This is a genomic window from Mycobacteriales bacterium (assembly GCA_035504215.1).
Classification (GTDB): domain Bacteria; phylum Actinomycetota; class Actinomycetes; order JAFAQI01; family JAFAQI01; genus DATAUK01.
The window spans coordinates 114815-129024 of sequence record DATJSI010000050.1; the positions used below are offsets into that span (position 1 = coordinate 114815).

The 14210-nt window shown below is 69.4% G+C and carries 15 protein-coding genes; 5 read left to right on the plus strand and 10 right to left on the minus strand.

What is annotated here, in order from left to right; all coding sequences use genetic code 11:
* Nucleotides 1–6: 6 nt before the first annotated feature.
* The 5 genes from VME70_06525 to VME70_06545 form a co-directional block, all read right to left on the minus strand.
* On the minus strand, nt 7–351 hold the full coding sequence (locus VME70_06525) for an Lsr2 family protein (GenBank protein HTW19847.1): 345 nt from the start codon (nt 349–351) through the stop codon (nt 7–9).
* Nucleotides 352–445: 94 nt separating this feature from the next.
* On the minus strand, nt 446–1936 hold the full coding sequence (gene lysS / locus VME70_06530; protein ID HTW19848.1) for a lysine--tRNA ligase: 1491 nt from the start codon (nt 1934–1936) through the stop codon (nt 446–448).
* 25 nt (nt 1937–1961) lie between these two features.
* Entirely contained in the window at nt 1962–2720 is a 759-nt protein-coding gene (locus VME70_06535) for a type III pantothenate kinase (protein ID HTW19849.1), read from the minus strand.
* Between the two features lie 3 nt (nt 2721–2723).
* The gene (gene panC / locus VME70_06540; protein HTW19850.1) at nt 2724–3623 is read right to left on the minus strand and encodes a pantoate--beta-alanine ligase; all 900 of its coding nucleotides are present in this window, start codon (nt 3621–3623) and stop codon (nt 2724–2726) included.
* Entirely contained in the window at nt 3620–4525 is a 906-nt protein-coding gene (locus tag VME70_06545; protein HTW19851.1) for a DUF2520 domain-containing protein, read from the minus strand. The genes panC and VME70_06545 overlap by 4 nt, the downstream gene beginning before the upstream one ends.
* Before the next feature lie 69 nt (nt 4526–4594).
* Between VME70_06545 and VME70_06550 the strand changes: the two genes are divergently transcribed.
* Nucleotides 4595–5542, plus strand: a complete 948-nt coding sequence (locus tag VME70_06550; GenBank protein ID HTW19852.1) for an SAM-dependent methyltransferase — start codon at nt 4595–4597, stop codon at nt 5540–5542.
* A 14-nt stretch (nt 5543–5556) separates the two neighbouring features.
* Here VME70_06550 and VME70_06555 read toward each other — a convergent pair whose 3' ends face one another.
* Nucleotides 5557–6228 (minus strand): response regulator transcription factor, encoded by a 672-nt coding sequence (locus VME70_06555; protein ID HTW19853.1) that lies wholly within the window; start codon nt 6226–6228, stop codon nt 5557–5559.
* Nucleotides 6225–7430, minus strand: a complete 1206-nt coding sequence (locus VME70_06560; protein HTW19854.1) for a histidine kinase — start codon at nt 7428–7430, stop codon at nt 6225–6227. Before VME70_06560 ends, VME70_06555 begins: the two co-directional genes overlap by 4 nt.
* Nucleotides 7431–7586: 156 nt before the next feature.
* On the opposite strand from VME70_06560, the gene VME70_06565 reads away from it, so the two are divergent.
* Genes VME70_06565 through VME70_06575 form a run of 3 tightly spaced genes read left to right on the plus strand, consistent with a single transcriptional unit; the run spans nt 7587 to nt 10484 of the window.
* Nucleotides 7587–8525, plus strand: coding sequence for an ABC transporter ATP-binding protein (locus VME70_06565; protein HTW19855.1), 939 nt, complete (start codon nt 7587–7589; stop codon nt 8523–8525).
* Nucleotides 8522–9295, plus strand: coding sequence for an ABC transporter permease (locus tag VME70_06570; GenBank protein ID HTW19856.1), 774 nt, complete (start codon nt 8522–8524; stop codon nt 9293–9295). Before VME70_06565 ends, VME70_06570 begins: the two co-directional genes overlap by 4 nt.
* Before the next feature lie 25 nt (nt 9296–9320).
* Entirely contained in the window at nt 9321–10484 is a 1164-nt protein-coding gene (locus tag VME70_06575; protein HTW19857.1) for a hypothetical protein, read from the plus strand.
* A 39-nt stretch (nt 10485–10523) separates the two neighbouring features.
* Here VME70_06575 and VME70_06580 read toward each other — a convergent pair whose 3' ends face one another.
* The 3 genes from VME70_06580 to VME70_06590 form a co-directional block, all read right to left on the minus strand.
* Entirely contained in the window at nt 10524–11516 is a 993-nt protein-coding gene (locus tag VME70_06580; protein ID HTW19858.1) for an ABC transporter substrate-binding protein, read from the minus strand.
* A gap of 147 nt (nt 11517–11663) precedes the next feature.
* On the minus strand, nt 11664–12398 hold the full coding sequence (locus tag VME70_06585; protein HTW19859.1) for an ABC transporter permease: 735 nt from the start codon (nt 12396–12398) through the stop codon (nt 11664–11666).
* A complete protein-coding gene (locus tag VME70_06590) occupies nt 12398–13084 on the minus strand; it encodes an ABC transporter permease subunit (GenBank protein ID HTW19860.1) in 687 nt (228 codons plus the stop codon). Before VME70_06590 ends, VME70_06585 begins: the two co-directional genes overlap by 1 nt.
* Before the next feature lie 3 nt (nt 13085–13087).
* Here VME70_06590 and VME70_06595 point away from each other — a divergent pair, with 3 nt between their 5' ends.
* Nucleotides 13088–14197 (plus strand): ATP-binding cassette domain-containing protein, encoded by a 1110-nt coding sequence (locus VME70_06595; protein ID HTW19861.1) that lies wholly within the window; start codon nt 13088–13090, stop codon nt 14195–14197.
* Nucleotides 14198–14210: the final 13 nt, after the last annotated feature.

The window sequence follows — 14210 nt, forward strand, 5'->3', positions numbered from 1 at the left end:
GTCAGCTCACTTCTTCGCTGCGGTGTACCGCGCGAGCACGTCGGCACTGATCCGGCCGCGCTCGCTCACTTTGATCTTGTGATCGCGCGCCCATGCGCGAACCGCCGCCGGATCGACACCGGCCGACCCGCGAGCACCGCGCCGGCGTCCACGTGCCGCCGCACCGCCACGGCCGGCCCGCCGACCGGCAGCGACGTACGGCGCGAACGCGTCACGCAACTTGCCGGCGTGCTGCTCGCAAACGTCGATCTCGTAGCCGGTGCCGTCGACGCCGAAGCGAATCGTCTCGACACCCGCCGTGTCATCACCATGCAGGTCACAGACCAGCAAGACCTGAAATCGCTGAGCCATCGTTGCATTCTCCTTCGGATGCGCGTAATCGCGAACGCTAGCGCACCAAAATCAGAATGGTTACCCGAGGCCAGGACTAATGTGCCCGAATGCGTTATTCCGGCCGCACCATCGGGAACGCGATCACGTGTCGGAAATTGAATCCGGTCAGCAACATGATCAACCGGTCCACACCCATTCCGAGTCCTCCCATCGGCGGTGCGCCATACTCCAGCGCGCGCAGGAAGTCCTCGTCGAGCTGCATCGCCTCGGGATCACCGCCGGCGGCCTTTTCCGACTGCTCGGTGAGCCGGCGACGCTGCTCCACCGGATCGACCAGCTCGGAGTACGCCGGCGCCAGCTCGACCCCGTTGACCACCAGGTCCCAAGCCTCGGCCAGCCTGGGGTCCTTCCGGTGCGGTCGCGCCAACGGCCGGACTGAGGTCGGGTAGTCGCAGATGAACGTCGGTTCGATCAGGGTGTGCTCGACCAGCTGTTCGTAGAGCTCGAGCACGATCTCGCCGTCGTCCCACTCGGGGCGTAGCGCGACTCCCTTTTCGGCGGCCACCCTGCGCAGCTCGTCCGTGGTGGTGTCCGGCGTTACCGACTCGCCGACCGCGTCGGTGACCGCGGTGAAGATCGGCAGCCGTCGCCACGGAACGTCGAGCTCGAGCTCGCCGCCGCCGGCCCGCGGCACGACCGTCGAGCCGAGGGCGCGCGCCGCGTTGAGCACCAGCGCGCGGGTGAGATCGGCCATCGTGTCGTAGTCGCCGTACGCCTCATAGGCCTCGAGCATCGTGAACTCGGGACTGTGCGTGGCGTCCAGTCCCTCGTTGCGGAAGTTGCGACCGATCTCGTACACGCGGTCGAAGCCGGCCACGACCAGCCGCTTGAGCCAGAGCTCGATGGCGATCCGCAGGAACCGCGGCTGGTCGAAGACGTTCAGATGCGTCGCGAACGGCCGCGCGGATGCTCCGCCGTGCAGCACCTGAAGCATCGGGGTCTCGACTTCGAGAAAACCGCGAGCGCCGAGGGTCTCACGCAACGAGTGCAGAACCGCGCCCCGCGCCTGCACCAGCCGGCGCTCCTCCGGGTTGGCGATCAGATCCAGGTAACGCTGCCGGATCCGAGCCTCGGAGTCGGCGAGGCCGTGCCACTTCGCCGGCAACGGTCGCAACGCCTTGCTGGCCAACGCCCACGAGTCGGCGAGGACGGACAGCTCACCGCGCCGGCTGGAGATCACCTCGCCCTCGACACCGACGTGGTCACCGAGGTCGATGTCGCGCTTCCAGTCCGCCAGCCGCTCGGCACCGAGCCGGTCGAGGGACAGCATTACCTGCACCTCGCCGGTCCCGTCCCGCACGGTCGCGAAGCACAGCTTGCCGCCATCGCGCTTCAGCAACACCCGCCCGGCGACCGCGACCCGCTCGCCGGTAGCGGTGTCGTCGGCGAGGTCGGCGAAACGTTCGCGAAGGTCGGCGATCGCGGTCGTCCGAGGCACGCCGACCGGATACGGATCGACACCCGCGGCGCGAAGCCGCTCGAGCTTGGCGCGACGTACCGTCTCCTGTTCGGAGAACTCGTCGGGTGCCGAGGATTCGGTCATGATCATCGAGGTTAGCGACTACCGGCTACGACCGGTTGCGCTCGAACACCAGGCGCAGGCCGATCAAGGTGAGCTCGGGTTCGTGCTCGGTCACGGTCTCGCACTCGTCGATCACCAGCGACGCCAGCCCGCCGGTGGCGATGACGACCGGTTCGGCGTGCAGCTCCTCGCTGATCCGCCGGACCAGGCCGTCGATCTGGCCGGCGAAGCCGTAGATCATGCCGGACTGCAGCGCCTCGACCGTGCTCTTGCCGATCACGGCCGGCGGCCGGGCAAGCTCGACCTTGAACAGCCGTGCCCCGCGAGCGGCGAGGGCGTCGATGGAGATCTCGATGCCCGGTGCGACCACACCGCCCAGGAACTCGCCCTTCTCGCTGACCACGTCGAAGTTGGTCGACGTACCGAAGTCGACGACGATCGCGGGCCCGCCATAGAGACGAAAGGCAGCGAGGGTGTTGACGATCCGGTCGGCGCCGACCTCCCGCGGGTTGTCGTAGAGCAGCGGTACGCCGGTCTTGACCCCGGGCTCGACGATGACCGCCGGCACGTCCGGGTAATAGCGCGCGAACACGCCGCGCAGCTCGTGCAGGACGGCCGGCACGGTCGAGCATGCGGCGATGCCGTCGGGCTGGTCGCTGTCGGCGAGTAGCCCCCGTAGCAGGAGCGCGAGCTCGTCGGCGGTCGCTCGTGGGTCGGTTCTGATCCGCCACGACTCGATCAGCCGCTCGCCGTCGAACCCGCCGAGGACGGTGTTGGTGTTGCCGACGTCAATGGCGAGCAGCACGGCTCAGGCTCCTTCCGAGGGCGATGGATCGGTGCGCGCCGCCCCGGGACGCACGCAGCCGACCCCGAGATCGACAGTGACATTGTCGATCAACCGGGTCGTCCCGAACCGGGCGGCGACCAGCAGCCGGGCCCGGCGGGTGTCTTCGTCCGGTGCCTGCCAGGTCCGGTCATCGACCAACGCAAGGTAGTCGAGCGCGACCTCGGGCACCCCGGCGAGCACCTCCCCGGCCGCGGCCATGACGGCATCCACGCCACGGCCGGCCTGCTCGGCGCCGGTCCGGAGCGCACGAAACAAGGCAGCAGCCGCAGTGCGTTGTGGCGGGGTCAGAAACGCGTTGCGGCTCGACCGGGCCAGCCCGTCACCTTCGCGGACAACCGCGACGTCGACCAGCTCCACCGGCCGGCCGAGCTCGCTCACCATTCGCCGGATCAGCTCGAGCTGTTGCGCGTCCTTCTCACCGAACACCGCGACGTCGGGGTCGGTCAGCTCGAGCAACCGGTCGACGACAGTGAGCACGCCGTCGAAGTGCCCGGGGCGATACTCACCCTCGAGCCGGGCACCGAGCGGGCCGGCGTGCCGGGTAGGTATCGCCTCGTTCGCCGGGTAGATCTCGTCGACCGTCGGCGCGAACACGACGTCGACGCCTTCGGTGGCGCACAGTGCGAGGTCGGCCGCCAGGTCGCGGGGGTATCGGTCGAAGTCCTCGCCCTCGCCGAACTGGCGCGGGTTGACGAAGATCGTGACCAGCACCTGGTCGGCCCGGGCACGCGCCGCACGGATCAGCTCGACATGGCCGCGGTGCAGCGCCCCCATCGTCATGACCACCGCGACTCGCCCGTTCATGCGGGTGCGGGCCGCCGCGAGCTCGACGCGGGTTCGCACCAGCAGCGGTTCGCTCACGGCTGCTCCTCGCCGGACAGGACATCCAGGAGCTCGCCGGCCTGCGCGGTGCTGATCAACCCGGCGGCGAGCGCCCGTGCGGCGGTCAGCCGGGACATCTCGACGTACGCCGCGACCGCCTCGGGGGCAGCCGAGCGGATGGCGGAGAGATGGGCGGCGACCGTACCGGCGTCACCGCGCGCGACCGGACCGGTGAGCCCGCGGTCACCGTGCCGAAGCGCGTTGTCCAGGGCCGCACCGAGCAACGGCCCGAGCATGCGCTGCGGGTGGTCGACCCCGGAGCGCCGGAGCAGGTCGCTACCTTCGGTGACGAGGGTCACGAGGTTGTTCGCACTGAAGGCCAGACCGGCGTGGTAGGCGATCCGCTGGTCCTCGGCGATCCATACCGGTTCGGCACCCATCTCGATCACCAGCGCCTCGGCGACCGGGCGAAGCGGTTCGGTAGTGGTAACGCCGAAGCAGGTGCTCTCGAGACGCTGCAGGTCGACATCGGTACCGGTGAACGTCATGACCGGGTGCAGCGCAAGCGGCAGCGCACCCCACTCGGTAAGTGGTTCGAGCACCTCGATCCCGTGGGCGCCGCTGGTGTGCACGACCAGCGCGCCGGAGCCGACGACGCGCGAGTTGGCCAAGCCGACGACCAGGCCGCGCAGCGCGTCATCCGGCACCGCGAGCACGAGCAGCTCCGCAATCGCAGCGACCTCGTCGACCGGCAGGACGTCCGCACCGGGGAGCAGCTCCTCGGCGCGCTTGCGACTGTCCTCGGACACTGCCGCCACGGCGGCGACCTGGTGACCCGCCCGGGCCAAAGCCGCGCCGAGCACGGCACCGACCCGGCCGGCGCCGACCACGCCGACGGTGAGGCGGGCCGGTCGCTGGTCAGGCGGAAGGATGATGCGCATCTGGTCGTTCCAGTCCTCGTTGCTCCCGGGGTACCGGACGCCACGAGGGTACGACGTAGCGTCTGCTGCGTGAGTGCGGACCGCACGGCGCATTGGCGCGTCGCGATGGCCGACGCGCTCTACGGCGAGCGCGGCTTCTACCTCGGCCCGGACGCACCGGCTCGGAACTTTCGCACCGCGAGCCATGCCGGCCCGGTGTGGGCACAGGCGATCCGAACGCTCGCCGACCGGGTCGACGCCGCGCTCGGCTCTCCGGCGGGCTTCACGATCGTCGACGTGGGTGCCGGCGGCGGCGAGCTGCTAGGCCGGCTCGCGAGCTCTGCTCCCCGCCGGTGGTCGTTGGTCGGCGTCGACGTCGCACCACGTCCGCACGTCCTGCCCGGCCGGGTGGCGTGGCAGGACCGGCCGCCGCACCGCGTCGTGGGGCTGCTGGTCGCCATCGAGCTCCTCGACGTGGTGCCGCTCGACATCGCGACCGTGACCGAACGCGGTCCACGGCTGCTGGTGGTCGATCCGTCCGGGTCGGAGCGGATCGGCGGACCGCTGACCGACGCCGACGCCCGATGGATCGAACGATGGCGACCTCGAGCGTCCTTGGGTGACCGGATCGAGATCGGCCGCAGCCGCGACGAGGTCTGGCGCGCGCTGTCCGGCACCGTCGATCGAGGCGTCGCGGTGGCGATCGACTACGCCGCCGATCCCGAGCAGAGCCGGGCCGGGTCGCTCACAGCGTACTGCGCCGGAAGGGAGGTGGCGGTCCGGCCGGACCGCGGGCGCGATCTCACCGCGCACGTCTCGTTCGACTCGCTCACCGAGCCGGGTGACCGCGTCGTGACGCAGCGCGAGGCGCTGACCGCGCTGGGCGTGCGCGCCGACCTTCCGCACTACACCGGGGAGGCGCCGGCGTACCTCGCCGGCCTGGAGCGCACCGGTGCTGCGGCGGAGCTGCTCGAGCGGTCCGGGCTGGGCGGCTTCACCTGGCTGGTGCGCGCCTCGGGAATGAACACACCGATCTGAGCGACGCGCAGCTGTCAGGTCGTGGCGATCCCGGCCCGGAACGCCCACGCGACGGCGGCCGCTCGATCACCCACGTCGAGCTTGCCGAACACGTTGTTGACGTGGGTCTTGACCGTCGCCTCCGTGACGAACAGGCGGGCCGCGATCTGCCGGTTCGTCAGGCCCTCGGCCATCAGCCGGACCACTTCTGTCTCGCGCTCGGTGAGCGGGCCGCCGGGTGGCACGGAGGCCGGAACGGTCCCGGCCGCGGCGCCCGTGGTGACCAGCTCGACCAGCCGCTCCTGCACGGCGGGGTCGAGCCGGGTCCGCCCGGCAACGGCATCACGGATCGCGCGCTCGATCTCCTCGGAGCTCGCGTCCTTGGTCAGGTACCCGCGCGCGCCCGCGCGCAGCGCGGCGAACACCGACTCGTCATCGGCGTACGTCGTCAGGACCACGACCTGCACCGCCGGTGCGGTCTCCCGGATCCGCCGGGTCGCCTCGACGCCGTCGACTCGTGGCATGCGAAGGTCCAACAGCGCAACGTCGGGCGACTCGGACTCGACCAGCGCGACGGCCTGCTCACCATCCACCCCCATGCCGACGACGTCGATCCCGTCGACCAGGCTGAGCATCAGGGCCAAGCCTTCCCGCACCAGCGTCTGGTCGTCGGCGAGGACGACCCGGATGGCCGACTCCTCGCTCATGCCGGGACCTCGCGCGGACGGGCCACCGCGACCGGCAGCCGGACCTCCACCGCGAACCCGCGCGACGTCGGGCCGGCATCCATCCGCCCGCCGGCGAGCTCGGCACGCTCCCGCATGCCACGCAACCCGTTGCCGCCGCCCGGCAGCGCGGGCACTCCGTCACCGCCGCCTCCGTCGTCGATCACGCGAAGGGTCACGCGGTCGCCGTCCCATTCGAGCCGCACGTCGACCCGGGTCGAGTGACCGTGCTTGCCGGCATTCGTCAGTGCCTCCTGAGCTGCGCGGAACAGCGCGACACTCGCTTCGGGCGAGAGCGGCGCAGCGCTCCCGACCTCCTCGAACCGACTGACGACACCGGTTGAGCGCTCGAAGTCGGTGACCAGGTCACGAATCCGCTCCGGGCCCGGCAAGGCGTCGTCGCGCAGGGTGCCAACGGCGTCGCGTGCCTCCTCGAGGCCGTCGCGGGCGAGCGCCACCGCTCGCTCGATCCGGCTGCGGACCTCGATGTCGACGCCGCGCGCGTCAGCGAGGACCCTCGTCGACTCCAGGTGCAGCGACAGGCTCGACAGCGTGTGCGCCAGCACATCGTGCAGCTCGCGCGCGAGCCGCGCGCGTTCGGAGATGACCGCATTGCGCTGTTGGGCATCGCGGCTCTCTCGCAGCTCGGCGACCAGCTCGGCGTTGCGCTGGGCGGAGCGGAGGACCTGCCCGAAGAACATCGCGGCCAGGCCGAAGAACGCCGCACCGACGGCATTGCCGAAACCACCGGGGATGTCGCGCTGTCCGACGAGGGCCGTGGACAAACCAACGGCGAGCACGCCGCAGGCGGCGGGAACGATCGCCTGCCACGCGGTGTAGAAGACCGGTCCGACGAACAGGGCCGCGTAGCCGAGAACGTAGACCTGGCCGTTGCCGGTCAACACGTGCAACCACCCGGCGAGGCCGATGGATGCGGCGAGCATCGCGACGTTCAGCCAGTCCCCACAGCGACGTACGACGATCACGGTCCAGCTCGCAGCGACGAGCAGCTCGAGGACGACTGCCAGCACGCGCTGCGACGCGGTCAGTCCGCCGAGTCCGCTGAAGGTCTGCACCGCGGTGATCACGGTCACCGCCTGCCGCGCGATCGGACGGGCCCAGCCCGGCAGGTGCCCCCCGAGGCCTCGTAACACCGGCACCGGGACGTGCGGCTGCTCCTCCACACCGCAACGGTAGACGCGCTAGGACGCTGCGGACATCGACCTCGGGGTGGATTGCGGTCTCCACCTGATATCCACCTGGCGCGTCAGGATTTCGGTTGCGCCGGCACGTAGCGTCGAGAAGGTCCGCGACCCATAGCGACAACGGAGGACACGGAGATGGCAGCGATCGTCGTCGACGACCTGCACAAGAGCTACGGCGCCACCAAGGCCGTGCAAGGAGTGAGCTTCAGCGTCGAGGAGGGCGCCTGCGTGGCGCTGCTGGGCCCGAACGGTGCCGGCAAGACCACGACGCTCGAAGTCCTGGAGGGCTACCTCAAGCGGGACTCGGGACAAGTGCAAGTCCTCGGCAAGGACCCGCACCACGCCGACCGTGCCTGGCGCGAGGGCATCGGCATCGTGCTGCAAGGCACGGCCGTAGACCCCTATCTCACCGTCCGCGAGACCCTCACCCGGACCGCGGGCTTCTACCCGCGGCCGCGGAAGGTCGACGACGTGATCGAGCTGGTCGGCCTCGGTGAAAAGGCCGACTCGCGGGTCAACAAGCTCTCCGGGGGACAGCAGCGCCGCCTCGACGTTGCCTACGGCATCATCGGCAACCCGCGGCTGCTCTTCCTCGACGAGCCGACGACCGGCTTCGACCCCTCGGCGCGCCGCGGCGCGTGGCAGATGGTGAGTGACCTGCGCACGCTCGGCACGACGATCATGCTGACCACGCACTACATGGACGAGGCGCAGACGCTCGCTGACAACATCGTGGTCATCGGATCCGGCCGCGTGGTGGCGGAAGGAACTCCCGACGCCCTCGGCGGACGCGACACGGCAGCGGCGCACATCCGCTTCCGCCTGCCCGACGGGGTGGACCCCGCGGCCCTGCCGGTGGTGACCAGCGTTGACGTACACGGCTACTGCACCATCACGAGCGACGACGACGTGCACGTGCTGCACGAGCTCACGGGCTGGTCGATCGCGAACAACGTCCCGCTCGAGGGACTGGTGTCCAGCCGGCCCAGCCTCGAGGACATCTACCTCTCCCTCGTCGGCCAGGACCTACTGGCCCAGGAGCCCGAGCCGCAGACCACCGGAGTAACCCGATGAGCAGCGATGTCGCCCTGTTGGGCTCCCAGATCCGCTACGAACAGAAAAGCTACTGGCGCAATCCCGGCGCGGCCTTCTTCACCTTCGCGTTCCCGCTGGTGTTCTTCTTCATCCTGGTAGGAGTCGCCGGCGGTGGGCACGATGCCAGCATCCTCGGCAAGGGGGTGAAGCTGGCCCAGTACTACACGCCCAGCATCCTTGCCTACGCGGTGATGAGCGCGTGCTTCCTGAGCATCTCGCTGAACCTCGTCCGTCAGCGCGAGTTCGGCATCCTCAAGCGGATGCACGGTACGCCGCTGCCGTCCTGGGCGTTCATCGGCGGCGTGATCGGCAACGCGGTCATCGTCGCCACCCTCCTGTCGGTGGTGTGCGTAACGTTCGCGATCCTCGTGTACGGCGTGTCCCTGCCGGCGTCTCACATCCCGGCCTTGGTGGTGACGATCGCGCTCGCCGCGCTCGCCTTCTGCGCGCTCGGCATCGCCGTGTCGTCGCTCATCCCGAACCTCGATTCGGGGCCGGCGATCGTGAACCTGCCGTACTTCGTCCTGGTGTTCATCTCCGGCACGTACTTCCCGATCAGCGGCACGATGGCGAAGATCGCGAACTGGCTTCCGCTGCGGCCGTTCATAGTCGCGATGTACAAGTCCTTCAACCCGTTCACGACCGGCAGCGCGTGGGCGCCGCACCAGCTGCTGCACCTGGTGATCTGGGGCGTGATCGGGACGGTCTTCGCCGTACGCAACTTCCGCTGGACGCCGCGGCGGGGCTGAGCCCGGCATTTGCGAGGATCGCCGCGTGAGCGGCGATCCTCGCGAGCTGACCCGGGTCACGGTCTCGACCGGCGACACGGGTGGCGCGGACGCGGTGCTCACCATCGCGCCGCAGCATCCCTCGGCGCACGGGGTGCTCCGGCTGGCGCTGTGGCTCGACGGAGAACACATCGCCACGGCCGAGCCCATCGTCGGCTACATGCACCGCGGCGCGGAGAAGCTGTTCGAGGCCCGCGACTACCGGCAGATCCTCGTGCTCGCGAACCGGCACGACTGGCTCTCGGCGTTCGGGAACGAACTCGGCATCGTCATCGCGGTCGAGCGCATGCTCGGGATGGAGGTCCCGGTCCGCGCCACCTGGACCCGCATGCTGCTGGCTGAGCTCAACCGGGTGCTGAGCCATCTCGCCTTCCTCGGCGCGTACCCGTTCGACCCGGCGGCCGATCCGCCCGTCGTCGCCGGCTACCGCGAACGCGAACGGATCCAGGCGGTGCTGGAGGAGATGTCGGGCGGGCGGATGCACTACATGCTCAACCAGGTCGGTGGGCTCAAGCTCGACCTGCCTGCGGGTTGGATGGAGCGCGTGCGCGCGGCCGCTGCCGAGGTTCGCCATGGCGTCCGCGACGAGCTGGCCGGGTACGTCGCGGATCCGGCGTTCGTCGGGCGTGCTCGCGGGCTCGGCGTCCTGCCCGCCTCGACCGCTGTGCAGTTCGGCGTGTCCGGGCCGTTGGCCCGAGCGTCCGGCCTGGATCTCGACCTTCGGCGTGACGATCCCTACCTCGCCTACGCAGAGCTCCCGCCTGACGTGCTGCGCATCGTCACGCGGACGGAGGGCGACGTGCTCGCGCGTCTTGAATGCCTGGTCGAGCAGATCGACGTGAGTCTCGACATCGCCGAGCACTGCATCGACGTCATCGACGCGCTGCCGCCGGGACCGATCAACCTGCGGTTGCCGAAGGTGGTCAAGGCGCCCGAAGGCACGACGTACGCGTGGACCGAGAACCCGCTCGGCATCAACGGCTACTACTTGGTCTCACGCGGCGAGCGCACGCCGTGGCGGCTGAAGCTGCGCACGGCTTCGTTCAACAACGTTCAGGTCTTGCCGGAGCTCCTGACCGGCGCGCACGTCACCGATCTGGTACCTATCCTGACCAGCCTGTTCTATGTGATCGGCGACGTCGACAAGTAACGCCTGCCGCGACCGGGCGCTTGGACGCCGTCTCGCGGACTACGAGAGGCCGACCTGGGAGAGGAAGCCGCTCGCGACCTCGGAGATCGGGTCGTGGTCGATCGAGACCGCCTTGTTGAGGCCGACCAGGGTGCTCTGGTTGAGCTTCGAGTCGACCGCGTTCAGCGCGTTCGCGAATGGACCGGTGGCGTACTTCTTCTGCACGATCGCGACGATGTTGTCCGAGGCCTGCAGGTGCTTGTCGTCGTTGAGCACCGTCAGGCCGGCCTGCGCAACGGTCGGGTCCGAGCTGAAGACCAGGCCGACATTCACCTTCCCCTGCTTGAGAGCCTTGACCGTGAGCGGTCCGCCGGCGTCGAGGGTGACGAACTTGGAGAACTTCATCCCGTAGGTCTTCTTGAGACCGGGCTCGCAGAACGTCCGGGTCTGGCACTCGGCCGGTCCGCCCAGGCTGAGCGGGTGACTCCTCGAGTAGGCACCGAGCTGTGACATCGACGTGATGTGGTTCGCGTTGGCGAAGCTGGTCTTGACCGCGAAGGAGTTCTTGTCGGTCGCCGTGGCCGGGTTGAGCGCGACGAGGTTGGACGGCAGCTCGGCTCGCAACGCGACCATCGTCTTGTTGATGTCGCCGGAGGCCTTGCTCGGAGCGTTCGCGCCGTTGTTGGCGTCGTTGATGAAGTCGGTCAGCGTTGCGGCGTACTCGGGAACCGCCGCGAGCGTCCCCTTCTTCAACGCGGGGTAGACGACCTCGCGCGCACCGAGCGCCTTGACGCTCGCGGAGTACCCGCACTTGTTGAGGGCCGCGGCGTAGATGTTGGCCAGCAGCTCGGACTCGGAGAAGTTGAACGCTCCGACGACCACGCTGCCCGAGCCGGCGGTCCCGCCGCAGAACGAGGGAACGGTGCCACCCGAGCTCGCTACCGAGCCGCCGTTGCCGCCGCTGCTCGATGATCCGCAGGCGACCGCGGCGAGTGCGAGCGCGACGACCGTCGTGGTGAAACCGAGGGTTGAACGCAACGAGAGTCGAGGCATGGGATCAGCCGCCTTCTGTGTCCCGCGGCGGGTGGCCGCGCGTGTCCTGGCGGGTTTGCCCCGCACGAATCGATCCAAGCACGCACCACTGACAACGCCAACCGGGTTGATTGCGTGCGCAGGGATTGATACCCGAACGTGACGTCGCTACGACGCGGTTGTAACCGATTCCACGCTGGCAATCGGCACGCTCGAGGCTCGTTCCGATCCGGCGTCGCCGAAGCGCCGACGCAGGGCCCGCTGGACCAGGGCCATCCCGCCTTCGATCAGCAGCGCGGTGATCACGATGATCACCACGCCGCCGTAGAGCTCGCCGTAGTTCTGGATCTCTCGGCCCGTGACGACCAGCTGGCCGAGCCCGCCGCTGCCGACGATGGCCGCCAGCGTTGCCGTCGCCCAGACCTGGACCGTTGCCAGCCGAACGCCGGTGGCGATCAGCGGGATCGCCAGCGGCACCTCGACCCGCCGGGTGACCTGCCAGCGGGTCATGCCCATGCCCACCGCGGCCCGCCTGGTGTCCTGGTCGACCTCCTGGATGCCGGTGAAGGTGTTGGTCAGCATCGGCGGTACGGCGAAGATCGCCAGCGCGGCAACCGCGGCCGACATGCCGACACCGAGCGGCCCGACCGCGAGCAGGATCAAGATGCCCAGGATCGGGATCGCGCGTGCGGTGTTGGCGATGCTCGTGACCACCACCCCGCCGCGCCGCCACCGCGCCAACCCGATCCCGAGCGGGATCGCGACAACGGCTGCGGCGAGGATCGAAAGCCCGGAGATCTCGACGTGCTGCCACAGCAGGTGGATCGCGCCCTGGTTGCCGGTGTAGCTCGACTTCGTCGAGAACCAGACCTTGATCTGGTGCGGGATGCTGTGGTTCGCCATCAGGTCGCCCCCCGCCGGCTCCACGGCGTGACCAGGCGTTGGGCAACCAGCAGCAGCGCGTCCGCGATCAGCGCAAGCAACACTGTCGCGATGATGTACGTGGTGATCTCGGCCTTGTAGAAGTTGTTCTCGAAGCCCTCGATGATGTACTCACCGAACCCGCCGGTTCCGACGTAGCCGCCGATCACCACCAGCTCGATGGTCGACACGGTGGCGAGCCGCAGCCCGGCCACGATCGTCGGCACCGCAAGCGGCAGCCGCACGCGCAGGAAGGTCCGGAACGGCGAGAAGCCCATGCCGGTAGCCGCTTCGACCGCTTCTGCCGGCACGCCGTCCAGGCCGGTCAGGATGTTGCGGACCAGGATGACCAGCGAGTACGCCGCAAGCGGAATGACGACGGTCCACCGGCTGAAGCCGAAAAACGGGTACAGCGCCACGATGGCGGCCAGCGACGGTACGGCGTACAGCGCACTGGACGTGCCCAGCACGATCGCACGAAGCACCGGCGAGGTCCGCGCCAGCGCGGAGATCGGAAGGGCGACGCCGAAGCCGATGCCGACAGAGATCAGCGTCAGGCTGATGTGCTGACGTGCGGCGGTCTTGATCGTGCTCCAATTGCTGGTGACGTAGTGCCAGCTGAACCAGGGATTGCCGACATGCAGGGTGAAGCCGGCGGGAGGGTGCACGACTTGGACGCTAGCGGAGCGGGCGCCAGCATCACCCTTGACCGGGTGCGCAAGCAGTACCCGGACGGAACGGTCGCGGTCGAAGAGCTGTCCCTGGAGGTCGAGCCCGGCGAGATCGCCGTACTGGTCGGTCCTTCCGGGTGCGGCAAGACGACGACGATGCGGATGATCAACCGGCTGGTCGAGCCCTCAGGCGGTCACATCCTGGTCGACGGCGATGACGTGACGAGCGTCGATCCGGTCAAGCTGCGGCGCCGGATCGGCTATGTGATCCAGCAGGTCGGCCTGTTCCCGCACCAGACGGTCGCGACCAACATCGCGACGGTCCCGACGCTGCTCGGCTGGGGGCGCGCACGCACCAAGGCCCGGGTAGCCGAGCTGCTCGAGCTGGTCGGTCTCGAGGCCGGTTACGGCAAGCGCTACCCGCAGGAGCTCTCCGGCGGCCAGCGCCAGCGGGTGGGCGTAGCCCGTGCGCTGGCCGCGGACCCACCGGTGCTGCTGATGGACGAGCCGTTCGCGGCGGTCGACCCGATCGCCCGCAACCGGCTGCAGGCCGAGTTCCTCAAGCTGCACGAACAGGTGCGAACCACCGTGGTGTTCGTGACGCACGACATCGACGAGGCGATCCGGCTCGGCGACCGGATCGCGGTCATGCGAGAGGGCGGCCACCTCGAGCAGTACGCCGATCCTTCGACGCTGCTCTCGGATCCGCAGACCGACTTCGTCGCGAACTTCGTGGGTGCCGAACGCACCCTGCGACGGCTGTCGGTCGTGCATGTGCGGGCGAGCGGGCTGGTGCGCTGGCCGAGCGTCGCTCCGCACGACACGCTCGCCGCCGCGACCGCGACGATGGACGCTGCGGAAGCCGCCTGGGCAGTGGTGAGCGAGGACGGCAAGGTCAGCGGGTGGCTGGCGCGAGACGCGGCGACCGGTGAAGGTACGGCGGCCGACCGGGTGGAGCCCGCAACGACCGTCGAGGTCGGCGAGTCACTGGAGGCGGCGCTGGCGGCGACCCTCGCGGGTAACGCGCCCGGAACGATCGTGACCGAGAACGGCCACTACGCGGGTGTGCTCACGCCCGGCGACATCGTCACCATGGCCCGCAGCCGCTGACCACTCCCCTTGG

Excerpts from the sequence above, each read along its gene's own strand:
- VME70_06525 (HTW19847.1), bottom strand. The coding sequence starts at position 351 with ATGGCTCAGCGATTTCAGGTCTTGCTGGTCTGTGACCTGCATGGTGAT.
- lysS (HTW19848.1), bottom strand. The coding sequence starts at position 1,936 with ATGACCGAATCCTCGGCACCCGACGAGTTCTCCGAACAGGAGACGGTA.
- VME70_06545 (HTW19851.1), bottom strand. The coding sequence starts at position 4,525 with ATGCGCATCATCCTTCCGCCTGACCAGCGACCGGCCCGCCTCACCGTC.
- VME70_06555 (HTW19853.1), bottom strand. The coding sequence starts at position 6,228 with ATGAGCGAGGAGTCGGCCATCCGGGTCGTCCTCGCCGACGACCAGACG.
- VME70_06565 (HTW19855.1), top strand. The coding sequence starts at position 7,587 with ATGGCAGCGATCGTCGTCGACGACCTGCACAAGAGCTACGGCGCCACC.
- VME70_06570 (HTW19856.1), top strand. The coding sequence starts at position 8,522 with ATGAGCAGCGATGTCGCCCTGTTGGGCTCCCAGATCCGCTACGAACAG.
- VME70_06580 (HTW19858.1), bottom strand. The coding sequence starts at position 11,516 with ATGCCTCGACTCTCGTTGCGTTCAACCCTCGGTTTCACCACGACGGTC.
- VME70_06585 (HTW19859.1), bottom strand. The coding sequence starts at position 12,398 with ATGGCGAACCACAGCATCCCGCACCAGATCAAGGTCTGGTTCTCGACG.